This window comes from Cryobacterium sandaracinum, from assembly GCF_004403415.1.
Classification (GTDB): Bacteria; Actinomycetota; Actinomycetes; order Actinomycetales; family Microbacteriaceae; genus Cryobacterium; species Cryobacterium sandaracinum.
Genome location: NZ_SOGO01000030.1, coordinates 67,638 through 91,040 on the forward strand (window position 1 = coordinate 67,638; position 23,403 = coordinate 91,040).

General features: G+C 64.6%; 20 protein-coding genes. 8 read left to right on the forward strand and 12 right to left on the reverse strand.

Going from position 1 to position 23,403, the window contains the following annotated elements; genetic code table 11:
- Nucleotides 1-395: 395 nt before the first annotated feature.
- The 4 genes from E3T25_RS10195 to E3T25_RS10210 form a co-directional block, all read right to left on the reverse strand.
- Complete coding sequence (locus E3T25_RS10195) at nucleotides 396-1,922, reverse strand: PTS ascorbate transporter subunit IIC (protein ID WP_134374065.1); 1,527 nt, start codon at nucleotides 1,920-1,922, stop codon at nucleotides 396-398.
- Nucleotides 1,923-1,964: 42 nt separating this feature from the next.
- On the reverse strand, nucleotides 1,965-2,237 hold the full coding sequence (locus tag E3T25_RS10200; protein ID WP_134342816.1) for a PTS sugar transporter subunit IIB: 273 nt from the start codon (nucleotides 2,235-2,237) through the stop codon (nucleotides 1,965-1,967).
- A 64-nt stretch (nucleotides 2,238-2,301) separates the two neighbouring features.
- Nucleotides 2,302-2,760, reverse strand: a complete 459-nt coding sequence (locus E3T25_RS10205) for a PTS sugar transporter subunit IIA (protein ID WP_134374067.1) — start codon at nucleotides 2,758-2,760, stop codon at nucleotides 2,302-2,304.
- Between the two features lie 196 nt (nucleotides 2,761-2,956).
- On the reverse strand, nucleotides 2,957-4,141 hold the full coding sequence (locus E3T25_RS10210) for an ROK family protein (RefSeq protein ID WP_134374069.1): 1,185 nt from the start codon (nucleotides 4,139-4,141) through the stop codon (nucleotides 2,957-2,959).
- A 94-nt stretch (nucleotides 4,142-4,235) separates the two neighbouring features.
- On the opposite strand from E3T25_RS10210, the gene E3T25_RS10215 reads away from it, so the two are divergent.
- Together E3T25_RS10215 and E3T25_RS10220 are read left to right on the forward strand one after the other, a co-directional pair.
- Nucleotides 4,236-6,323 (forward strand): transketolase family protein, encoded by a 2,088-nt coding sequence (locus E3T25_RS10215; protein ID WP_134374071.1) that lies wholly within the window; start codon nucleotides 4,236-4,238, stop codon nucleotides 6,321-6,323.
- A 37-nt stretch (nucleotides 6,324-6,360) separates the two neighbouring features.
- On the forward strand, nucleotides 6,361-6,831 hold the full coding sequence (locus E3T25_RS10220; RefSeq protein ID WP_134374133.1) for a hypothetical protein: 471 nt from the start codon (nucleotides 6,361-6,363) through the stop codon (nucleotides 6,829-6,831).
- 168 nt (nucleotides 6,832-6,999) lie between these two features.
- Here the strand turns inward: E3T25_RS10220 and E3T25_RS10225 are convergent, their stop codons facing one another.
- A complete protein-coding gene (locus E3T25_RS10225) occupies nucleotides 7,000-7,791 on the reverse strand; it encodes a GntR family transcriptional regulator (protein ID WP_104099167.1) in 792 nt (263 codons plus the stop codon).
- An 86-nt stretch (nucleotides 7,792-7,877) separates the two neighbouring features.
- Between E3T25_RS10225 and deoD the strand changes: the two genes are divergently transcribed.
- The 3 genes from deoD to deoC are packed head-to-tail and all read left to right on the forward strand — an operon-like array spanning nucleotide 7,878 to nucleotide 10,762.
- Complete coding sequence (gene deoD / locus E3T25_RS10230; protein ID WP_255573007.1) at nucleotides 7,878-8,642, forward strand: purine-nucleoside phosphorylase; 765 nt, start codon at nucleotides 7,878-7,880, stop codon at nucleotides 8,640-8,642.
- A complete protein-coding gene (locus E3T25_RS10235) occupies nucleotides 8,642-10,048 on the forward strand; it encodes an MFS transporter (RefSeq protein WP_134374073.1) in 1,407 nt (468 codons plus the stop codon). Before deoD ends, E3T25_RS10235 begins: the two co-directional genes overlap by 1 nt.
- Nucleotides 10,049-10,057: 9 nt before the next feature.
- On the forward strand, nucleotides 10,058-10,762 hold the full coding sequence (gene deoC / locus E3T25_RS10240) for a deoxyribose-phosphate aldolase (protein WP_134374075.1): 705 nt from the start codon (nucleotides 10,058-10,060) through the stop codon (nucleotides 10,760-10,762).
- 52 nt (nucleotides 10,763-10,814) lie between these two features.
- Here the strand turns inward: deoC and E3T25_RS10245 are convergent, their stop codons facing one another.
- The 6 genes from E3T25_RS10245 to E3T25_RS10270 all read right to left on the reverse strand — a co-directional run bounded on the left by E3T25_RS10245 (nucleotide 10,815) and on the right by E3T25_RS10270 (nucleotide 18,437).
- Complete coding sequence (locus E3T25_RS10245) at nucleotides 10,815-11,849, reverse strand: NADPH:quinone reductase (RefSeq protein WP_134374077.1); 1,035 nt, start codon at nucleotides 11,847-11,849, stop codon at nucleotides 10,815-10,817.
- Nucleotides 11,850-11,916: 67 nt separating this feature from the next.
- Nucleotides 11,917-14,736, reverse strand: coding sequence for a DUF3427 domain-containing protein (locus E3T25_RS10250; protein WP_198415654.1), 2,820 nt, complete (start codon nucleotides 14,734-14,736; stop codon nucleotides 11,917-11,919).
- Between the two features lie 113 nt (nucleotides 14,737-14,849).
- Nucleotides 14,850-15,248, reverse strand: coding sequence for a (deoxy)nucleoside triphosphate pyrophosphohydrolase (locus tag E3T25_RS10255; RefSeq protein ID WP_134374081.1), 399 nt, complete (start codon nucleotides 15,246-15,248; stop codon nucleotides 14,850-14,852).
- Nucleotides 15,249-15,322: 74 nt separating this feature from the next.
- Nucleotides 15,323-17,539 carry a UvrD-helicase domain-containing protein gene (locus E3T25_RS10260; RefSeq protein WP_134374083.1) on the reverse strand — a complete coding sequence of 739 codons (2,217 nt, stop codon included), beginning with the start codon at nucleotides 17,537-17,539 and terminating at the stop codon, nucleotides 15,323-15,325.
- An 81-nt stretch (nucleotides 17,540-17,620) separates the two neighbouring features.
- Nucleotides 17,621-18,058: a hypothetical protein gene (locus E3T25_RS10265; RefSeq protein ID WP_166785987.1), complete on the reverse strand. Its 438-nt coding sequence runs from the start codon at nucleotides 18,056-18,058 to the stop codon at nucleotides 17,621-17,623.
- A 31-nt stretch (nucleotides 18,059-18,089) separates the two neighbouring features.
- Nucleotides 18,090-18,437, reverse strand: a complete 348-nt coding sequence (locus E3T25_RS10270) for a hypothetical protein (protein WP_134374087.1) — start codon at nucleotides 18,435-18,437, stop codon at nucleotides 18,090-18,092.
- A gap of 146 nt (nucleotides 18,438-18,583) precedes the next feature.
- Here E3T25_RS10270 and E3T25_RS10275 point away from each other — a divergent pair, with 146 nt between their 5' ends.
- Nucleotides 18,584-19,429: a uracil-DNA glycosylase family protein gene (locus E3T25_RS10275; RefSeq protein ID WP_134374089.1), complete on the forward strand. Its 846-nt coding sequence runs from the start codon at nucleotides 18,584-18,586 to the stop codon at nucleotides 19,427-19,429.
- A 96-nt stretch (nucleotides 19,430-19,525) separates the two neighbouring features.
- Entirely contained in the window at nucleotides 19,526-20,692 is a 1,167-nt protein-coding gene (gene alr / locus E3T25_RS10280) for an alanine racemase (RefSeq protein ID WP_241980794.1), read from the forward strand.
- A gap of 20 nt (nucleotides 20,693-20,712) precedes the next feature.
- On the opposite strand, the gene E3T25_RS10285 is transcribed toward alr, so the two are convergent.
- The gene (locus E3T25_RS10285) at nucleotides 20,713-21,921 is read right to left on the reverse strand and encodes a PucR family transcriptional regulator (protein ID WP_134374091.1); all 1,209 of its coding nucleotides are present in this window, start codon (nucleotides 21,919-21,921) and stop codon (nucleotides 20,713-20,715) included.
- Nucleotides 21,922-22,217: 296 nt separating this feature from the next.
- On the opposite strand from E3T25_RS10285, the gene ald reads away from it, so the two are divergent.
- Complete coding sequence (ald, locus tag E3T25_RS10290) at nucleotides 22,218-23,354, forward strand: alanine dehydrogenase (RefSeq protein ID WP_104099489.1); 1,137 nt, start codon at nucleotides 22,218-22,220, stop codon at nucleotides 23,352-23,354.
- The last annotated feature ends 49 nt before the right edge of the window (nucleotides 23,355-23,403 follow it).

Here is a 23,403-nt window from a genome sequence, read left to right on the forward strand (position 1 = left end):
GGGCCGTACCGCTGTGCCCGCTGGTACGCGGCGACCGCCAACCACACCAGTTCGCCCACCCGCACGTGCTGCGCGCCGTCGCCGGCCGCCTCCACGATCCTTGCTCCGGGGTCGGTCAGCAGCAGATCGACAAACTGAAGAACGGACTGTTCACCGCTCTTGCTGTACACAATTCGCTTCAGGTCGGAGGTAACGCTGACGGGGGTGGAAAGTTCCTCTCTGCGCCCCAGACGGCCCCACGGTCTAGACCCTCCTGCAATTGCTCACCATGCCGGGCCAACGAGCGAATCTCACTGCTGATGACTGGGGCGTCAGCCGCGAAGCAGCCCCCACACACGATGAGGGCGACCCCGCACCGCGGGGCCGCCCTCTGGCGAAACGTAGAGCCGGTGAAACTAAACGGCCTCGGCCGCCGCTTCCTTCTCCGCCTTGCGACGAGCCTTCTCGGCGTCGAGAACGGCCTTCTCGGCCGCCTTCTCCTCCGCGATCCAGACGTCGCGCTTGGCCCCGGGCACCCAGCCCTTGTCGACAACACGGATCTGGTAGACGATCGCGACGCTGACCAGCACCACGGCGATGAGGATCGCGAGGATGACCCCGAGTCCGCCACCTACGCCGACGCTGACACCCACGAGGGTGCCGAACCAGCCGAAATCAGCGTCACCGAAGGTGCTGTTGGCGAAGCCGAAGTCGCCGAGAACCAGTAGCAGGATGGCGGGCAGGATGGTGATGATCACGCCGTTGACGAATCCACCGATCATCGCGCCGAGGCGACCGCCGGTGGCGTTGCCGTAAACACCAGCTCCACCTCCGGTGAAGAAGTGCGGCACCATACCGGGCAGGATCAGCGCGAGCCCGAACATCGGGTTCAGCCAGATTGCCAGCACACCCAGCGCGATGAGGCCACCGGCGAATGAGCTCAAGAAGCCGATGAGCACTGCGTTGGCGCCGAACGGGAACACGATCGGGATGTCCAGCGCGGGACGCGCACCGGGCACAACCTTCTCGGCGATACCCTGGAACGCGGGAACCAGCTCGCCGAGTACCGTGCGCACACCGTAGAGGATGACTGCGACACCCACACCGAACTGCAGGGCCTGTGCAAAGGCCGCCATGATGAACGCGCCGGCGTCGGCGGAGCCGAAGATGTCGAGTGCCTCCTGCATGGGAAGGGCGATGAGGCCCCAGATGGCGAAGACCAGGTAGATGAGCACCATCGACAGCGCGGTGGCGACCATCGAGTCGCGCAGGAACTTAAGGCCCTGCGGGAAATTGACGTCTTCGGTCGACTTGCTGCGACGTCCCACGGCCTGGCCGGCCGCACCGGCGGCGATGTAGCCCAGGGTACCGAAGTGGCCGATCGCGATGGTGTCGTTGCCGGTGATCTTCTTGGTCCACGGGTGCACGAACGCGGGCATGACCACCATGATCACGCCGAGCAGCAGAGCGCCGATAATGACCACGAGCCAGTTGGCGCCATCACCGAAACCGACGGAGAGCACCACGGTGAGCATCGTGGCCATGAAAACCATGTGGTGACCGGTGAGGAACACGTACTTGAGGGGCGTGAAGCGGGCCAGGGCGAGCATCACCAGGAACCCGAGGGTGAGCACGTAGGCGCTCTGGGCGCCGAACTCCTCCTGCGCGATGGCGGTGATGACCTCGTTGGTGGGGATGACGCCCTGGGCACCGGTCACCGCGAGGATCAGTCTGCCCAGCGGGTCGAGGGAGCCCACCACCACGTTGGCGCCGGCACCGAGGATCAGGAAGCCGAGCGCCGCCTTGAGAGCACCGCCGATCACCTGCCCGGAGTTGCGCTTGAGCGCCATGAGGCCGATGGCGGTGATGATGCCGATCAGATAAGCCGGCACATTGAGAATCTGCTGTCCGATGAAGTTCAGTACGACGACGAGCCACTCCATTGTGGGAGCTCCATATTCTGTGAGAAGGGAAGGTGAGAGGGGTTACTCGACGGCGGCGGTGAGCTTCTCAGTGATCTCCTCGAGATCGAAGAAGTTGTTGATGACGATGACCTCGGCGGGAACATCGCCGAGTTCTTCGGCCAGCTCCGCCGAGGTGAGCACGATCTCGGCCGTCTGAGCGGCACCGCGAGCCACGCCCATATCGGCGGCCTCGACATCCGCATCGATACCAAGCTTCGCGAGAACCTTCTCGGCGTTCATTTTCAGGAGCACGGACGTACCGATGCCCATTCCACAGACGGCGACGATCTTCATGGGGTGCCTTTCGATTGGGTGAGATCAGAGAGTAGAAGAGTGGGGTGGATGCGTGTGCCGCGCATTACGCGACTGCGGCGAACCCGCCGAGCACGGCGCGAACGTCGGCCGGACTGGTGGCCGAAGTGAGGCGATCCATGGCCGAGCTGTCGGAGAGAACACCGGCCAGTGCGCGCATCACGGCGAGGTGAGCGTCGTGGTCGACGGCGGCGAGCCCGATCACGAGGTTGACGGGGTCGTTGGCCTTGTTGCCGAATTTGACGGGCGTGGCCAGGCTCACCCAGCTGAGTCCGCCGGTGAGAACCGCCGGAGACGGCCGGGAGTGCGCCAGGGCGATGCCCGGGGCGATGACGATGTAGGGGCCGTGCTTTTCGACAGCGTCGATCATCTCGTCGGTGTAAGCATCCGTGGTTGCTCCACCCAACACGAGGCCGTCGCCGGCGAGACGGATCGCGGCACGCCAGTCGGCTGCATCCGCCTGGGTCACGATGGACGACAGTGCTTCGGCGAGGTTGAGTGCCACGAATGAACTCCGTTGTTTGGATTCGATCCACCCCTGATTGCGAGGGCGATTGGGATGAGTGTACAAGCTTGAGCGACCTTTTGTCTATAAATGTACTAAAGTTTTTGAAATTGACTCTCTAGCGTCGCCAAATAGCGTCGTGGGCAACGAATGGCGGGCGCGGCCAGTGTGGGAACTGCCGAGGCTCCAGCGCGAGTTAGATCGACGGAACGAGCGGGGAGAGACCGGGCAGGGCGCCACGGGTTAACCGGCTGATGCGGTCGGCCTCGAAGAGTGCGTCCTGGGCGATGAGCGAGGCTCCCGTGATGCCGGCGATGTGGCCGAGCCGGGATTTCTCCACCACCAGCCCCTGCAGGGCGAAGTCCCGGGCGCCGGCGAAGATAGCGTCGCGGATGGCGCCGAGGAAGGGCTCGCCAGCCTGGGCGAGGTTGCCGCCGACCACCACGGCCTGCGGGTTGAGCAGACCCACCACGTGCGCCAGGCTCTGCCCGATGGCGGTGCCGGTCTCGCTGAGCAGCCGCCGCACCTCGGGGTCGCCCTGGTTGGCGAGGCCGACGATGTCGTTGCTGGTACGCACCCGGTAGCCCCGGCGCTGCAGCTCGCGGCGGATCACCGCACCGCTGGCGCTCGTCTCGAGCCGTTCGGTGCGGGCTCCGCCGGAGCGCACCGGGCTGAGATCGCCCGCGCCTCCTCGGGAGCCGTGGTAGATCGAGCCGTCGAGCACAAACGCCAAACCGACCCCGATGCCGGCTTTGAGAACCGCCACGTCTCGGTATTCGCTCCAGCCTCGCCGCGCCTCGGCGAGCGCCATGATGTTCACGTCCCGGTCCACGGCGAATACGGCATTGTCAAAGCGGCCGGCGAAGTAGTCCTTCACCAAAACGCCGTCCCACTGCGCGTCCACCTGCCCGGTGGCGAGCCGCCCGGTCACAAAATCGACCGGGCCGGGCACGCCCACGCCGATCCCCACCACGTCGGCGCGGGTCTTGCCGAGCCGATCGAGCATGTGGTCGAAGACCTGGCCGGCCCATTCGAAGATCTCGGCCGGCCCCTCGCTCAGCCCGATGTCGGCTTCATCCTCGCTGAGGATGGTGGAGACCAGGTCGGTGATGGCCAGCCGGGTGTGCGATCCACCAATGTCCACGGCGAACAGCAGGCCGGCGTGCGGATTGACCGCGAACTCCTCGGGCGGGCGGCCGCCGCGGGAATCGAGTTGCCCCACACTCACCACGATCGACGCGAGCAGCAGTTCGTCCAGGCGCCGCGCCAGGGTGATCCGCGACCAGCCGAGCTGGTCGATGAGGCCGCTGCGGGTGGTGGCGAGGCCGGACCGGATCAGACCGAGCACCACGCCCGAGCCCGTAGATAAAGTGTGAGCCATCGAATCCTTACCCCTCCGACGCATCCGCGGGTGCACTTCACACTCGCCGGATCCGTTATTGACTTAAGTACATTTGTATACCAAAGTGTCTTCCATGGCTACCGAATCAACAAATCCCACGTCAACGACGACGCAGCCCGAGCTCGACACCCGCGCTGTCGCGAGTGCCCAGGCCCTGGCCGCCCACATCGTGCAGGCCAAAGGACATGGACACGGCGGCACCGCCATGGCATTGGCGCCATTGTCCCACGTCTTGTTCTCCCGAGTTCTGCGTCACTCCCCCGCCCACCCCGACTGGCCCGCCCGCGACCGCTTCGTTCTTTCCGCCGGTCATGCCAGCCTTCTGCTCTACACCCAGCTGTTCTTCACCGGCTACGGCCTCACCCTCGACGACCTCGCCAAGAGCCGCTCCCTCGGCTCCAAGACGCCCGGACACCCCGAGGTGCACCACACCGTCGGCGTGGAGATGAGCACCGGACCGCTCGGCCAGGGCGTCGCCTCCGCCGTGGGCATGGCCATGGCCGCCCGGCACGAGAGCGCCGTGTTCACCCCCGGCTCCACCCTGCTCGACCACACCACCTGGGTGCTGGCGGGCGACGGATGCCTGCAGGAGGGCGTCTCCGGTGAGGCGTCGAGCCTGGCCGGCACGCTCGGTCTCGACAACCTGGTTCTCATCTGGGACGACAACGGCATCACCATCGACTCCAGCACCGCCGACACCTTCACGGAAGACGTGCGCGCCCGGTACCGGGCCTACGGATGGCGCGTGCTCGAGATCGACACCCCCAACGACCTTGATGCCCTCGAGGCCACCCTCCGCGCGGCGGCGGAACGCACCGGCCGCCCCACCCTGGTTGCTCTCCGCACGGTCATCGGTGCCCCCTCCGCAAAGTTCGGCGGCAGGTCGGCCGCGCACGCGGGCGGCTTCGGCGCCGACGAGCTCGCCGCGGTGAAGACGACACTGGGCTTCGCCCCCGATGCCACCCTGCAGGGCCTCGTCGCCCCCGAGACCCTCGAACACACCCGCGGGGCGCTCACCCGCGGCGACGAACTGCACCGCGAATGGGAGGCCGACCTGGCCTCCTGGAGCACCCTCGACCCCGAGGGGGCAGCGCGCTGGATTGCCTTCCGCGGCGGCGAGTTCGACACGTCTGCTCTCGACTCGGTCAAGGTCGGCAGCCCCGGCGACCTGATCGCCACCCGCAAGACCAACGGCGCCGTGCTCCGCGCCCTGCAGGGCGCAGTTCCCCTGTGGGGCGGCTCCGCAGATCTCGCCGGCTCCACCACCGTAGAGGTCGACGGCGACCGTTTCTCCGCAACCAACTCGGCCGGCGAGTTCATCCGGTTCGGCATCCGCGAACATGCCATGGCGGCCATCCTCAATGGCATCGCCCTGCAGGGCCCGTGGCGCCCGTTCGCCTCCACCTACCTGGTCTTCAGCGACTACATGCGCCCGAGCATCCGTCTCGGCGCCCTGATGGGCCTCGGCGCGGTGTACGTCTTCACCCACGACTCCGTCGCCGTCGGCGAAGACGGCCCCACCCACCAGCCCGTCGAGCAGATCGCGTCGCTCCGCACCGTTCCGAGCCTCGACGTGGTGCGCCCCGCCGACTCCATTGAGGTCGTCGCCGCCTGGCGTCGCATCCTCGCCTCCCCCGACCGGCCGGTCGCCCTCGTCCTCAGCCGGCAGGACCTGCCCGTGCTCGAGAGTCACGACACCACCCCCGCGGGGGTCACGGCCGGCGGTTACGTGCGCTGGCAGCACGGCGATGGGAACGACCTGGCCATCCTCGCCACCGGCAGTGAAGTCCACCTCGCGATCAAAGCCGCCGCACGCTTGGCTGAGGACGGCATCTGCGCCCGGGTCGTGTCCATGCCCTGTGTCGAGTGGTTCGCGGAGCAAAGTACCGACTACCGCGAGGTCGTGCTGCCGGTGGCACTGCGTGCCCGGGTCGCCGTCGAGGCTGGCCGCGGCGATGCCTGGTACCGCTGGGTGGGCCTCGACGGGTGCGTGGTGTCGATCGAGGAGTTCGGCGAGTCGGGCAGCGGCCCTCAGGTTCTCCGCCGCCGCGGCATCCACCTCGACGCGGTCATCGCCGCCGCGCACGCCACCCTCGGCGCGCACCCCGGCACGCCGCAAGGCACCTCCAAACCCCTCACCAACGAAGAACGCACCTCATGATCACTCTCGCCCCGACGCCACAAGCGTCGCCCGCCAGATCGACCACACCCTGCTCACGCCCGAGGCCACCGCCGCAGAGTTGACGGCCCTCATCGCCGACGCGATCGAGCTCAGCACCTACTCCGTCTGCGTATCACCGTCGATGCTGCCGCTCTTGATCCCCGCCGGCGCCGACCTCAAGGTCGCGGTCGTCTGCGGCTTCCCCAGCGGCAAGCACCACAGCTCCGTCAAGGCCGCCGAGGCCGCGCTCGCCATCGAGCAGGGCTCCGACGAGATCGACATGGTCATCGATATCGGTGCAGCCGAGGCCGGCCGCGTCGACGACGTGCAGGCCGACATCGCGGCCGTGCGTGCGAGCACCCCCGCACCGAAGGTGCTCAAGGTCATCAGCGTGCGCAGCTTCGATGATGCCCGCGCCATGATCGCTGCGGGCGCGAGTCGCCTCGGCGTCTCCGGCAGCGCCGCACCGCTCAGCGGCAGCACGCACGCCGTCCCGACCGGCACCTAATAGGCGTCCGTGCCGGCCTCGCCGAACTCGATTGGGCGGACAGGTCTGCTCGCCTAGAACCGTCGCATCATTCCGCGCGCGTTCGCACTGCATGCGCTCGACAACGGGCCGACGTGGCCGCCGACAGGGTCGCCCACATTCAGCCTGACCCCCCGCCGAAAAGCACCCCTAGTTCGGGTTGTGTTGCCTCACCGACAGTGACCCGTGGCCGGGCGCGACGACACATTTTGCGGCGTAGATCGGAACTCCGCCGTGCTCCGCTGTCTGGGTGAGGATGAGGACCGCCGCTGACGGCCCTATGTTCAGCAGTTTCGCTCGCGTGGGGCCAGCGTCGGTTGCGACGATCTGGCACACGCTGTTTGTGAAGACGTGGCCGTTTGCCTGCATGGATGCGAGGAGTGTCCGTGGTTCGGCGGCGATCTCCGAGAGTTCGGATGCGATTCGCGCGCTCACATCACTGAGGTAGCGCCCAGCGGGGAGATGCTCTTGAACAGTGGCAACGGGAACGCCATCCTGCAGCAAGACGCTCTCGCGGATCCAGGCGTTGGCAGCCGGGTCGAGCGAGAGCCGGTGGGACACGAAGTCTGTAACCCCTTCCAACTCGAAGCGCACCGGCTGGACAGTCAACGTCATGTTCGGGTCGGCTAAGGCGACCTCAAATGGCCGCAGCTGCTCCAGTCCTCCGTGCGGGATGAAGTCCGTTACGAATCGTCCAACTCCGCGACGGGTGACCAGTAACCCGTCTTCTTCGAGGAGCATCAGCGCCTCGCGTACGGGTGTGCGGCTGACGCCGAGCATTGCCGAGAGCTCTGTTTCCCTCGGCAGCATTTCGCCGAGCCGGAACACACCAGAGCGGATTCCATCTGCGAGCCGCGTGTAGACGGCGACTCGAATCGGCTGGCCGACGGTGAGGTAGAGCTGCTGGTGAAAGAACGGGTGCGGTTCCAAACGGGTCGTCACGAGACCTCCTTGTCACCCCGAACGTATCACATTTGATATGCTACCTGAGAGGTATAACTTCATACTATTCAGACGAAGGGGTCAACATGAGTTCAACCACCACGAGGGTCGGATCACCGTCAACGATGAAGGGTCTGCATCCCCCCACGAACAGCACGCCGCACATTGATCCGAAAGGGGTGGACATCGCCGAGACGATCCTCCTTCCGGGGGACCCGCTGCGAGCGAAATTCATCGCCGAGACCTACTTCGACGACATCCGATGCTTCAACGAGGTTCGTAACATGTTGGGTTTTACGGGCACTTACCGGGGGCGTCCCGTGTCCGTAATGGGCACGGGTATGGGCATCCCCTCCATCTCGCTCTATAGCTATGAGCTGATCCACTTTTTCGGGGTCAAGAACCTGATCCGGGTGGGCACCTGCGGCGCCATGCAGAAGAACATGGAGCTCTACGACGTAGTTATCGCCCAGGGCGCGTCGACCGACTCCAACTACCTGCACCAGTTCAACCTGCCCGGTTCATGGGCGCCGCTGTCGTCGTACAGGCTGCTCGAGCACGCCAAACGGATCGCCGACGAGCGCGGTCAACGCACCCACGTGGGCAATGTGCTCTCGTCCGACCTGTTCTACGGCGCCGATCCAGACGCCATGGGGAAGTGGATGAAGATGGGCATCTTGGCCGCCGAGATGGAGTCGGCAGGTCTGTTCGCCAACGCCGCGGCCGGGGGCGTCGATGCGCTTGGCATCTTCACTGTTAGCGACCAGCTCGTCACCAACGCCAAGACCACCCCCGAGGAACGGCAGACCGCCTTCACAGGAATGATCGAGATCGCGCTGGGACTGATCTGATGAGCAACGCGACTCACGCCAAGCGTCCAACTCCGGTCTTCAACCCGACCCGGGCCGTCCCCATCCTGCTGTTCCTCTTCGTGTTTTCGCTGGTGCTGGACAATGGCTTCAAGTTCATGTCGCCGGCGCTGGCGCTGGATCTCAACCTGCCCGTCAACACTGTCAGCCTGCAAGCCACGCTGACCGGCATCCTGATCGGTATCGGTGCCGTGGTGTACGCCGCGCTGGCCGACTCGATCAGTATCCGGAAACTCATCATTTTCGCGATCCTCGTGATGACGATCGGGTCGATCGTCGGCTTCATCTTCCAGGCCAACTTCTGGCTGGTCCTAATCGGCCGGCTGATCCAGACCGCCGGTCTGGCGGCCGCCGAGACCCTTTACGTGATCTACGTCACCAAGCACTTCAGGGGCGACGAGCAGAAGAAGTACCTGGGCTTCAGCACCGCAGCCTTCCAACTGTCGCTACTGATCGGCACCGTCGGCAGCGGCTTCATCGCCACCTACATCGGCTGGGCGGCCTTCTTCCTGGTCACGTTGCTTTCCCTGCTGACCATCCCGCTCGTGCTCCGCACGGTTGCTGCGGAGGAAACGAACGACAGCCACGTGGACGTGCTCGGGCTTTTCCTGATCGCGGTGTTCGCCACCGGCATCATCCTGTTCATGCAGAACTTCAACCCCTGGTACCTGGTGCCAGTCGTCGCGGGGCTGATCCTGTTCATCTGGCACATCCGAACCAACGACAACGCCGTGATCACCATCGCGTTCTTCGCCAACGCTCAATACTCGCTGATGATCATCGTGGTATTCGTCATCTACTCGGTCCAGCTCGGCTACACCTTCCTCTTCCCTTTCCTGGTATCCGACATCTACGGCTACAACCTGGGTGAGGTCTCCCTGCTGCTGATCCCCGGCTACATCGCCGCTGTGATCGTCGGCTCGGCCACCGGCAAAATCGCCCGGTTCCTCACATCCAAGCAGGCCATCACCACGGCGTTGATCGTGATCACCGCCTCGATGCTGATCCCGGCTCTGGTGGTGGACAAGTGGATCGGGATCTTCGTGATCTCGATGGTCTTGTTCGGCATGGGCTTCGCGTTGATGTACGGCCCCCTCGTATCGACCGCCATTGGGCGGGTGCCGGTCGAGAAATCCGGTATCGCCATCGGCTTCTACAACCTCACCATCAACATGGCAGTGCCGATCGGCATCGCCTACACCGCAACCCTGATGGACCTGAAGCCCAACCTGCTCGGGGGCATCGCCGGCACCGACTCGGCGGCCTCTTACGGAACGGTGTTACTGATTCTCGCGGCGGTCGCCGCCCTCGGCCTGGTGCTCTACCGCGTCTTCGTCGTGGTCCTGGAGCGCCGAGGCGAACCCGAACCCGCACCCGTCACCAACTAAGGACACACCATGATTTCGACCCCCACCGTCCCCCTCAGCGCCGCCATGGTCGCCCAGCACATCGATCACACCCTCCTGAAGCCCGAGGCCACGGCAGCAGACGTGACCGCACTCATCGCGGAGGCCGTCAGGCTCGGCACCTACTCGATCTGTGTGTCCCCGTCGATGCTGCCGCTCAGCATCCCCGCCGGCACCGACCTCAAGGTCGCGGTCGTCTGCGGTTTCCCCAGCGGCAAGCACCACTCCGCCATCAAGGCCGCCGAGGCCGCCCTCGCCATCGAGCAAGGAGCCGACGAGATCGACATGGTCATCGACATCGGTGCCGTCAAGGCCGGCCGTTTTGAAGACGTGCAGGCTGACATCGCGGCCGTGCGCGCGAGCGTTCCGGCACCGAAGGTACTCAAGGTGATCATCGAATCCGCTGCGCTGACCGATGCCGAGATCGTCGGCGCGTGCCAGGCATCCGTCGCCGCGGGAGCCGACTTCGTCAAGACCTCCACTGGTTTCCACCCCGCCGGTGGGGCGACCGTGCACGCCGTTCGCCTGATGAAGCAGACCGTGGGCGACCGGGCGGAAGTCAAGGCCTCGGGCGGGGTGCGAACCTTTGACGACGCCCTGGCCATGATCGACGCCGGCGCGACCCGGCTTGGTGTCTCGGGCAGCGCGGCGCTGCTCTCCGGCGCGTCTTCGGCCGAAGGCGCCGGGGGCTACTGACCTTCGGCTGGGCGCGCACATTCCATCTTGTGTGAGCCCGGCGCGCATGTTCTTACCGGCCGGCCGAGACGTCGATCAGTACCTTCCCGACAACCCCGTTCTCGACCAGGGCATGGGCATCCGCCGTGTGCGCGAGGTCCGTGCGGTGCAAAGGCAACCCTGCCTCCTCCCCCACGCTCAGTGCGCCGTCGACGAGGGCCGCGGTGATGTCCTCGGCCGCCGCCCGAATCACGTCGGCGCCCACCGTGTAGAGCAGCACGAACTGGTAGCGCACGTTGAGGCTGAAGTGCTGGCGCACGTCGAGCGTCACCTGGTCGCCGCCGTTGTTGGCATAGACCGCGATCGACCCCCGATTACGGATGACGGCCAGGTCCAGCCTCGCGTTCTGGGCCGGTGCGACCTCCACGATCAGGTCCACCCCCTCCGGTGCGATCGCCCGGATCTGGGCCATGACGTCCGGGTCGGTGTAGGTGAGCACGTGCTGCGCGCCGGCGGCTGTGGCGAGCGCCGCTTTCGCCGGTCCGCTCACGGTCGTGACAACGGATGCCCCCGCCCATCGGGCCAGCTGGATCGCCGCGTGCCCGACCGCACCTGCTCCGCCGGCCACGAGCACCACCTTGCCGGCTAGGGCGCCCGGGTGCAGCCGCCGCGGCCCGTCTTCGGCTACCGTCAGCGCGCGGTACGCCGTGATCGCCGGCACTCCGAGACTCGCGCCCTGGTCGAAGCTGGCATTCGCCGGCAGCAGGAAGACGCGCTCTGCGGGAAGCACGGCGTACTCCTGGGCCGTGCCGCTGTTCGAGCGCTGGTACGCGGCGAGCACTAGCCACACCCGGTCGCCCACGCCGACGTGCTGCACGTCGGCGCCGACCGCTTCCACGATGCCGGCGCCATCCTGCCCGGGCACGACGTCCTCGAACGCCAGCTCTTGGCCCGGTGCCGAGCCGCGCCGTGATTTCCAGTCGGTGGGGTTCACGCCGCTGACCACGATCCGAACCCGCACCTCGCCGGCTCCGGGTTCGGTCACCGGTCGATCGACGAGCTGGAGCACGGACGGGTCACCGGTCTGGCTGTACACAATGGACTTCATGTCAGGGGTAACGCGAACAGCATTAATAAGTTTCCCGACCTGACGTCTTGCTCCTGGGAACCGTCCCCTAAACCGCTGACACCGACGCCACCGACGCCACCGACGCCACCGACGCCACCGACGCCGCAAAGTACTCGTAGAGACTCGACTCGATTGGGCTGGCCAGGCCAAGGGTTATGGAGACAACGTCATGCCCGCTCTCTCCGGACATTCTCGTCTGGCGAGCATCCTGAGACTTGGCTCTGCCGAGATAGTAGAACTCAGTGCCTTCTGCATCGTCCTTCTTTGCGAACACGTGCAGCGGGAGCTGATTCTCAACAATGGCCTTCACCTCTCCACTGGCGAGTGTTCGTCTGCTACGGGTGTACCACGTCAGGGTTGATGAATTGAGGAACTCATCTTCATACTTCGTGCTCTCGGACACGTCTGACCCCTTGTGGTACGTCACAAAAATCGGGCAACTGTTAGAGAAGTAGTCGACTTTGTACCCATAGATGGTGCTCTGCTGGTTTGACTGCCAATTGAGCAAACGACAGACGTCTTTGCGAGAGTACCGTTGACCCACTTGAAGCTGCCCAGTCCACTTGTACCGGTGGCGCGCGAGGTACAAACCCGCATCAACGACATCCCGAACGTGCATTCGGAAGAGCGGCTCCGTGCCCCATGCAGCCGCGAATTTCTCGCTGAGCCGGTAGGTCCCTCCGTTAAGAGAAACTATCGGAGCGGCACCGTACTTGGCTGCTTCGGCTTCGGTAAAGAAAGTCAGGCTCAGGACGGCAAGGACGGAATTGAGCGTCGCCTGATCGCCAGCCAGCTCGCTCACCTCAAGCGCAGTTTGATAGTCCTCGACCGTCAGTTCACCAGGATGCGTTAGTAGCTTGTCGAGAAGGAGCAGCTCGTGGGGCCGCTTTCCGTTAAGTAGTTCTCCGGAGAGGAACGTCAGGACAGCGTCTTCGAACTCTCCGGCCGAGGCATCCGTTGCCCCGACCTTGTTTAGGAATCTCCAGTAGTTCTTCTGCTTGGTCGCGATGACCGTCGGGTCGACGGTATCGAAGCGGGCGAAGTCCATGAGTAGGGGTGATCGACCGAGGCGGTTCTTCAGGTCGACGAAGGCCCTCTTGAGGTTTGACATGCTGTCGAGAGTTGTAGTCGCGAGGGAAGCGAAGATCTTCTCTCGCGAAATCGCGTCAAAATTGACGCTTGAAAGACCAGCTATCGCCCCAGCTTCTTGCGCATCGATGATCTTCTTGCGGATCGAATCCTTGTTGAGGGTGCTGTCACCGAAAAGCGCAATTGGGATCAGGTAGTTGTTGTCGTAGTTTCCTATGAAGTCGATCACCACCAGGTGGTCTTTGCCCGCAGCTTTTCGCAGTCCACGCCCCAACTGCTGCGTGAAGACGATGCTCGATAACGTCTGTCGGAGCATAACCACTTGATTGACCGAGGGTATGTCGATGCCTTCGTTGAATATATCGACAGTCGCGATGTAGTCGAGTTCACCGCGCTCCAGCATCTGCACCGCCTGCTCGCGCTCCTCGACCGAGTGTTTTCCGCTCAGTGCGCGTGTTCGAAGTCGTTGCCCGTGGACATCCCGCTGGTTGAGAATCTCACAGAGCTCAGCTGCTTCGGCATTCTTGCTGCAAAAGATCAACCCTTTGACCGGCACACCGGCATGGCCATACTTTTCGATGGTCGACACGAGATGGTCGACGCGCTCAGACGCGACCAACCGGCTGAGGTCCGCTACCTGATCGATGACTTCGCCGTTGGACTTTATGTAATCCGTGACGCCGTAGTAATGGAACGGCGCCAGCATGTCTGCCTCGAGAGCCTTCTGCAAACGGATTTCGTAGGGCACGTTGAAATCGAACAGCTCAAACACGTTGAACTCATCCGTGCGCTCCGGAGTTGCTGTCATCCCGAGAAGGAAGGCCGGCTCAAGGTGATCAATCAGCGTGCGGTAGCTCGCGGCGCCAGCGCGGTGGACCTCGTCGATCAGTACGTAGTCAAAGGCGTCAGGCTTAATCGCGCGAAGATTCTCGGGCCGAGAAAGCGACTGAATCGATGCGAATACATAGCGGCGATCGAGCTCTTTCTTCGAACCGACGAACTTGCCGAAGTCGCTGTCCGGGGCGTTCAGCACGCGCTTGAACTCATCAATCGCCCGGTCCAAAATCTGCTCGCGGTGGACGACGAACAACATACGTTTGGGCGCGTATGCCCGCACGTCGAGCGCGGAGAGGATTGTCTTTCCTGTCCCTGTCGCCGAAATTACGACGGCACGGCTCTCCCCCGCGTCCCGCAGAGCCTGGATCTCGGCGAGTGCTTCAACCTGCATTGAATTTGGGAAGATCATTCCCATGGGGAGCGCATCACCGAGCGGTTCGACCGCTGTGATTCCTCGAAAAGGGTTGTGGGGCTGAGGGGTCCAAGTCAGCGCGTACTCATCGATCCATTTCCGCGTCAAAGCAGCCGAAGCATCCATATGTGCCTGCACGGCGCAAGTCAGTTGCTGCACGATGTCCCCATCGGGCAGAGCGGAAAAGCGCAGATTCCATTCCTGGTTCCTCAGCAGCGCCGACGCGGTTAAATTGGAACTGCCGACGATCGCCGTGGTGCTCGACTCCTGCTCGAATATGTACCCTTTCGCGTGGAACCCAACAGGGGAGTCTGGGTATACGTAGACATTGACGCCCTCGAGGTTGAGGAGTTCACGGAACGCGGCAGGCGAGTTGAACCCGAGATAGGTAGAGGTGATGATCGTGCCTTTTCCTCGGTAGTCGAGGAGCGCCTGTTTGAGCAGGGCGATCGCGCTCGGAGTGATGAATGCGACCGAAAACACGAAGTTGCGCGATCGCTTGAGCTCATCGAGGATCGTTTTAAGCATCGTCTGGCCATTGGAATTCGAAACGAGAGTGGGATGAAAGACTTGGTCAGCCTTGACGTGTGAATCTAAGAACCCAAAAGCATTGTCGCGCGTTAGTTGACTGCGAGTCTCACTCAAACCAGAAAGTCCTTCATCACGCGCTCTACTGCTGGGATGTCGGCGGGGGCCCACTCCAACTGGTCAAGCTCGGCAGCTTGGACCCAGCGAATCTCCGAGTGCTCAGTCAGGCGAGGTTCCTTGCCGATCAGTGAGCAGTAGTAGGTGGTGAGGATGACGATACCGAAGTCGTACTCGTGCTCGGTGGTTGCGATATGCTCGCCAATTTCTGCCGAGCAGAGTAACTCTTCCTCGAGTTCGCGGAGCAAGGCCTGCTGCGGCGACTCGTTTGACTCGATCTTGCCTCCGGGGAATTCCCACATCCCGGGCAGCGACATCGTCGAGCTCCGTTGTGCCGCCAGGATTGTTTCGCCTCTGGTGAGGACCGCGCCAACGACTTCGATTCTCTTCTTCAAGCGTGTCTCCATTACTTGGCCGTCGATCCGTAGAGCCAGCTTAGCTAGCGGCGGTGTGCCCCTCGCGGCCGTCATCACTTCACCGCGAGCGTGCCCTTGCACCGCGGATACCGCCGGCAGCCCAGGAACGGCCCGCGCTTTCCGGAGCGCTCGACCATGAATGCACGCCCGCACCGGGGGCAGACGGTGGAATCGAGAGTCTCGCCGATGGCGTTGGTGCGCACGATCCCGTGGTCCCGAATCAGTTCCATCAGAAAGGGCGACTCCCGGTTCCTGACGGTGAACAGCAGCACGCCCCGCCGGGCGCGGGTCATGGCCACATAGAACAGCCGCCGCTCCTCTGCCCGCTTGAAGTCTTCGGCGGCGGGCATGGCCATGCGAAGCACCGGGTCGTTCGGGATGGTGCTTGGAAAGCCCCACTTGCCCGAGACCATACCCGGGATCACGATGTAGTCCGCCTCGGCGCCTTTCGAGGCGTGGATGGTCATGAACTCCACGTCCAGAAGGTCAGCGAGGTCGCGGCAGTCCGGCAGGCAGTCGCTCTGGTGGCGGTACCGCCCCAGGACGAAAACGGTGACCTTGACGCCCACGGGCTGAGGGATTCGGCCCCGGGCGATCTGGGTGTGCAGCGCCTTGAGCCGGTGGTGGATGGCCGCCTTCACGGCCTTATCGGTGTCGACAGAGACGGCCCCGATCGTCGGCGGGTATTCCGCGGTCGAGGACACGACCCGTTTGACCAGCTGGGTGGGGTTCTGCAGCACGAACCGGCTGGAGACATCCGCTATCGATTGCGGAAACCGGAACGTGCGCTCCAGCCGCAGCACCTCGCTGGGCCCGAACAGGTGCTCGAAGTCGGTCATCACCGACAGGTCGGCGCCGGCGAACCGGTTGATGCTCTGCCAGTCGTCACCGACGGCGAACAGGTGACGGCCGGGCTGGGCGACTAGGCCGCGGGCGAGCCTGGCCCGAGCGTGGCTGGCGTCCTGGAACTCGTCGACCATGACCAGCTCGTAGGGGCTCTCCCAGTCGCCGGCCTCCAGGTGCTCGGCCGAGAGGTTGAGCATGTCCTCGAAGTCGATGCAGCCCTCCGCGGCCAGCTTCTTGTCCCATTCGCGCCGGATCGGGGCGAACAGGCGCAGGAACGCGGCGTCGCGGAAGCGCACCTCACCTTCGGTGAGTTCCTCGAGGCGATCTCGGAGCTGGTCGTCGCTGAGCCGGTTGCTCTTCGCGTGGGTGAGAAACGAGCGGAAAGTCTGCAGCAGGCGCCCATAGTCAGTGGGTGCCTGCTCGGCTAGCAGTCGCTCGGGATTTGCCTGTAAACGAATGCCGCGCGCAGTCAGTTCTTTTTCCAGGTGGCGGAGGCCCTCGCCGCTCCAGAGCTGCGCCCTCGTCGTCTCCAGAAGCGTGGTGCCGTGGCGGCGGTGAGTCTCGCGCTTCCATTGCATGCCCTCGAGGTAGCCGACGAATTCCTCCGGTGCCTGCCCGTTCTCGTCGACCGCCCAATGCTCGTGGTACGCGTCAATCTGCGGGTAGTAGAAGTCCGGGTGATACTGCCGGTGCTCGGAATCGGCCGTGTCGACCTCGTAGGAGCGTTCGTACACGTACTCGACGCTGTTGAAGTAGAGCCAGTCGGCGATCATGCGTTCGCCGGGGCTTCGGACCTGCTCGCCCTTGGCAGTGCGGTAGCTGGTCTGTTTGGTGGTGTCGGCCGGCTCGGCTTCAGGGTCTGGATAGTCGCGGGCGAGCACCGCCCGAAAGAAGTCCCAGTGCAGGCGGAACGGCGAGTTGGTCTCGCGCAACCCGTCGACGATCCGCCCCAACTGTTTGATGTCTCCCCCGCCCTCGAGCCAGGGCGCCAGCGACGGCTTGCGACCGGTGGCCTTCCCGATGATCTCGAGGCCGAACGCATGGAACGTCTTCGAGACGACCTTGTCGGCGTCGAGGCTCAGGGGTGCCAGGCGTTCCTGGGTGCGCGCGCCCAGTTCCTTCGCCGCGGCACTGTTGAAGGCAAGCATCAGGATCTTGTCGGCCGGAATCAGGTTGCGGTGCAGCACGTAGCCGGCTTTGGCGACCATCGTCGAGGTCTTGCCGGATCCGGCTGCGGCGACGACCAGCATCCGGTTGTCGAAGCAGACGACCGCGCGCGCCTGCTCGGGTGTGAGCGGTGACTTCTCGACCGTGTCGAAGAAGTCCTGGCAGTCGTCGAGCTCGGCGGCGAGGTGCCGCTCGTTCTGGGCGGCGACGAACTCGGGCAGGTGGTCGCGCCAGATATTAACCGTCTCCCGGGACACCGCGGAGAGTTCCTTGATGTGTGGCCGGAGATCGGGGTCGTCGAGCAGCTGGCCGAAGCCGACGGCGGCTTTGCGCGCGGCTCAGTAGGCGGAGAACTCTGTGGTGAGCCAGCCCTTCGTCTTGAGCTGCACGGCGACGGCGGTGCCGAGCGCTTCGGTGAAGAGCCGCACCTGTTTGGCGGCCTGATCGAATTCGTCGACGAGTTGCAGCAGCCTGAGCACGCGCACGGCCTCGGCCTGTGCCGCTGTGAAGGCCGTCGCGAAGGATGCCGCGCGCCGGTTCGGGATGCCGCGGAACCGAAAGCGCCGGTCCGGATGCTCCAGCTCGAGGTGTGACCAGAGGCGGCCGGGGGTCACGGTCAGCCCGCCGAAGGAGCCGATGTCGCGGGCGACGGGCTCACCGTCGAGGGTGATCGTGAGTTCGGGGCCGGTCAGGGTCAGTCGCCAGTCCCGGGATTTCGTGACGCGCTTGCCGAGGGCCGACGGGTGCCAGGTCTGGGCTCGGTTGGGGATGGTCACGGGCGACTGCACTGGGCGGAACAGACCATAACTATGCCGCTCGCCGAGTCTTCCAGAGCAGCTTCACCGTGCGACTCACGAATGCGGCCAGCGCGAGGACTGTCGAAAATGTCAGCAGCATCTGAGCCATGGTCCCCATGCTCTCCAGGGTCGACGACGGCAGAGGCGGGTTGTTGATCCCGTACTGCCAAAGAAGGTAGCCGGCGAGCGCGAAGACCCCGGTCAGGCCGAGAGCGGCAAGGAAGAACTTCAAACCATTGCTCCGCAGTACCTGAACAACGCCATCCAAAATATAGGAGGCTATGAACGGCAGAAACACCGTCAGCACGATGATCCCGCCGTATGCCGCTAACAAGGCTCCAAAAGAATCCGGGCTCATTGTTCAGTCCCCCAACTGTTTGCCGATCACTTCCAGTGCCAGCCTAGGTGCGCCGACATCACCAAGAACGCCTGTGATCTGCCCTGCTGACCCCAGTTGGGGGCGCCGCGAATTGGAGGTGAGACAGACGCCTCTAGGCTTCAGGCATGACCCGACGAATGGCCGACCCAGAATTTCGCGACGACCAGCTGAACCGAATCCGCGAGCCGCAGGTGGCCGCGATCAACGCACTCTGCGATCAATTGATGATGGAGCTGCCCGGCTTCTCTGTTCCGTACATCGCGCCCCATTACGGTGCTTCAACCGCCGTCATCCTTGCCCTCTCCTCGAACCCTGGGCCGCAGGCCGGCGGAGCCAAGGGCTCCTGCATGCTGTCCCGAGAGAACAATGACGGCTCGGCCGCTCGGATGGGCGACATCTACGAGACCGTTGGCCTCACCGACGCCCAGATCGTGCCCTGGAACGCGTACCCGTGGCACGTGCACGAAACACACCCGAACGGCCTGCCGAACAATCTGATTGACGACGGGCTCGATGTGCTCAAGCGAGTTCTTGATCTGCACCCCAACATCCGCTCCATCGTTGCCCATGGCGGAGACGCTCACCGGAGCGTGAACCAGTTCATGAAGAAGATGCGATTCGGCGACTACGCGGATGCCCGTGGGTTGAAAACCTGGAACACCCGCCACACCAGCAACCGGGCTTTCATCCTGCGCGAGCCGGAGAAGTCCATCGCTCTAGAGGGGGTGCGCGAGGTCTATCGCGAAGCGATGCGGCACGCCGGGCTCAAACCCCTCCCGGCGCTCAAGGTTGACCTGCCCGCTCCAATGACCGGGCCTGAGCTTCGGGCGGCCGCACGGGGTGAGCTGCTCCCCCTGGTGCCGGGTGAGGTCGAAGCCGAGGCTCGGATCAGCGAGTATGTCCACGCACTGCCGTCACAACGGAGTCAGCGCTTGCTGGTTGAGCTTCTGCTGCGCGACCTGGCTTCGTAGGGGGCGCATAAGGTGCATGATCGGCCAGCGGCATCCGTTGGGTCGTGCCACTCCGCCAAGAGTTGGCCTTCGCACCCGAGGGTTAGGCTGCAACGTGTGAAATCAGCAGCCGTGCCCACCGCCACCGAACGGCTGCCGGAGCGCGCAGCCGTGATCGACCTCGACGCGATCAGACACAACGTTCGCCACCTCGTTGCGCTCGCCGCCCCAGCCCGGCTGATGGCGGTCGTCAAAGCGGACGCCTACGGTCACGGGGTTCTCCCCGTCGCTCGCGCGGCGCTCGAGGCGGGAGCGGAGTGGCTCGGCGTGGCACACATATCGGAGGCACTGGCACTGCGCGCTGCGGCCATCCCGGTGCCGGTACTGGCCTGGCTGAACACCACAGACAGCGACTTCGCCGCGGCAATCGCCGCGGACATTGATCTCGGATGCTCCGGCTGGGAGTTGCCGCTCATCGCCCTGGCCGCGCAGCAGCAGCAAAAAACCGCACGCATTCACCTGAAGATTGACACCGGTCTGGGCCGCAACGGCAGCACCCCCACGGAGTGGGCCGAGCTCGTGGCCCGCGCCCGACAGGCGGAAGCCAGCGGATCTGTGACCGTCGTGGGCATCTTCTCGCACCTCGCGGTGGCCGATGAACCCGACCGCGTCGAGACCGACGAACAGGTTGCGGCATTCACGACGGCCGTTGCTGTGGCGCAGGAGGCGGGGCTGAGCCCGATGGTGCGGCACCTCGCCAACAGCGCCGGCACGCTGTCCCGCCCCGACACGCACTTCGATCTGGTGCGGGCGGGGCTGGCCATCTACGGCCTGTCGCCGTTCGCCAACCAGACCTCGAACGACCTCGGATTGCGCCCGGCGATGACCTTGCGCACGCTCGTATCGGTGTGCAAAGACGTTCCCGCCGGACAGGGCGTCTCCTACGGGCTCAACTACCGCACCACGGCCCCGACGACGCTCGCCCTGATTCCATTGGGCTACGCCGACGGCATTCCGCGCATCGCCACGGGAGGCCCGGTGCGAGTCAACGGCGTGACCTATCCCGTGGTCGGGCGCATCGCCATGGACCAGATGGTCATCGACCTCGGTGAGGCCGCACTCGTGGCCTCCGGCTCGTCGGTGATCGGTGCCGAAGCGGTGCTGTTCGGCCCCGGCGACGACGACGCATCCGTTGACGAGTGGGCGGCGGCCGCCAGCACCATCAATTACGAAGTGGTCACCCGCATCAGTCCCCGCGTTCCCCGCGTCTACCGAAACGTCTGAGACCAATCCGGGCAGGCCCGTCAGAGGCGCGGACGGCCAGCCCAGCGGTCGGCCTTTAGGGCCAGGTGCAGCTCAAGGCGCGCCTGCCCGCCGAGCGGGTCGACGCCCAATGCGGAACGGATGCGTGCCAGCCGGTTGTAGATACTGGTTCGGTGCAAATGCAGGTGCTCTGCGACCTCGGCAACGGACCCGTTCTTGTCGTAGAGCATCTCGAGCACGGGCAGCAGTTCCCCGTTTCGGTCGAGTGCCCGGAGTTCGGAGAAGAGCGCTGACTCGGACGGCAACACGTCTCGACTTGCGACGGCCAGGAATTGGTAGACCCCGGTAGCGCGAAACGATACGAGCGTGCCGAGCTGGGTATCAACCCTGGCCGCTTGCACGGCGCTCCGCGCCTCGGAGTAGGCACCGGGCAGCCGTCGCAGGTCGGTGAAGGGCTCGCTCAGCCCGATCAGGGCGGGTGCAGCCACCTGCCCACCGCGGCGGGACACCTCGAACTCAAAGCGCATTCGAACCTCGGACAGGTCGAAGCCGTCAATCTCGTCGTGGAGCAGCAGAACGGCATGCGTTTCGGTGCCGGCCGAGAACAGCACGGTATTGATGCCAAGCGTGGCATACAGTGCGGCGAGACGGTGCAGCAGGCCGCTCTTGGCGGGGTCGCGCTGCGCGTTGTCACCGCGCTCGAGCAGCGCGGCGAGCCGCCAGGGTCCGCGCCCGTGCACACCAGGCCAACCGTCCACCGCCACGCCGGCATTGCGGTCCCCCAAGCACGCGGCGAGGAATTGGGCCTCGTCGGTGCGCCGCGCTTTAGAATCGGCGCTGGAACGGTTGAGCAGCATCTCTGCGAGGGCGTCCATCTCCGGGCGGATGAGCCGCAGCTCACGCAGAATCACCTCGGGCGTTTGCTCGTCGTCGAGCTGGAGGACCCACAGATACCCCACCCGGAATCCACGTGCCAGCAGCGGCACGCACACGCGGCCCAACATTCCGAGGTCGGCGTTGGCCGGCACGGGAACCGGCTTCACTGCCGAGGCGATACCGTGGCTGAGCTGCCAGGCGCTGACATCGGGCGGAACAACCTTGCTCAGCAGAAAGTTCGTGCGCACTCGGTCGGCCGTGGGTTGATGCGCGCTATACGCGAGCAGCCCGCCGTCGAGGTCTTCAAGCGAGAGAGCCCGGTCAATTCGCGCGGCGATGTTGACCACTGCTTGGTCAATATCGGCCGTTTTCATAGATTCAATCTAACGGAGCAGCGTGGACGTCAGGAGACGATCGACGCACCTGGGCGCTACAGATGTCGAGCCGACTGCGGGGTGTCTGCACGATGAATCCGCCCCTGACCACCGGCCTCGGGAAAGACAAATACCTGTGTAAACGGAAATTTTCTGCCTTGTGCACCGCGCGACGGAGTTGCCCTCGGCCTCCGTTGTCCCCATGGCGGAGCCGGGGCGGCCTTTAAATCCGGGTTTATCATTTTAAAGCTGACCAAAGTCGATCAGCAGGCGTCTACAAGAAGCAGGAGTTCCCCATGATCATTGGCGTTCCAACCGAAGTCAAGAACAACGAGTTCCGCGTGGCTATCACCGCCGCCGGAGTGCACGAAGCCAAGATTCACGGCCACACCGTGCTGGTACAGGCCGGCGCGGGAATCGCCTCCGGCTTCGCTGACACCGACTACGAAGCCGCCGGTGCAACCATCGTCAAGACCGCCTTCGAGGTGTGGGCCAGCGCCGACATGATCCTCAAGGTGAAAGAGCCGATCGCGGCCGAGTACTCGTACTTTCGTGAGGGCTTGATCCTCTTCACCTACCTGCACCTCGCCGCCGAGCCCGCCCTCGCCAGCGCCCTGCTCGAGTCCGGCGTGACCGCGATCGCTTACGAGACCGTGCAGAAGGCTGACCGTTCACTGCCGCTGCTTGCCCCGATGAGCGAGGTTGCCGGACGCCTCGCCGTTCAGGTCGGCGCCGCGTCGATGACCCGACCGGGTGGTGGCCCGGGCATGCTGATGGGCGGGGTGCCCGGGGTGCGGGCCGCCAAGGTGACTGTGATCGGTGCCGGCGTCGCTGGCTCCAACGCCGCCGCCATGGCCATCGGGATGGGCGCTGACGTCACCATCCTGGACATCAACATCGACCGCCTGCGCGAACTCGACGCCCAGTACGCCGGACGTCTGAAGACCATCGCCTCGAACGCCTACGAGATCAACCGTTCCGTCACCGAGGCCGACCTCGTGATCGGCTCCGTGCTGATCCCCGGCGCCAAGGCCCCCAAGCTCGTCACCAACGAGCTCGTGTCGCGCATGAAGCGGGGCTCCGTGCTCGTGGACATCGCGGTCGACCAAGGCGGCTGCTTCGAGGGCACACACGCCACAACGCACGAGAACCCCACCTTCCCCGTGCACGGTTCGATCTTCTACTGCGTCGCCAACATGCCCGGCGCCGTCCCGCAGACGTCGACCCTCGCGCTGACGAACGTGACTCTGCCCTACGCTTTGTCGATTGCCGACCGTGGCGTGCGTGCAGCATTCGAGCGGGACGCCGCCCTTGCCGGTGGCCTGAACATCGCCGCCGGAAGGGTCGCGAACCGCTCGGTCAGCGTCGCCCTCGACCTACCGCTCACGGATTGGACCGACCTCGTCTCAGAGGTCGAGCTCGCGCTGGTCTAGCAGCACTGGTCGCGGATGCCGGGTACGGCCTGATCGGTCGGCCCCGGCA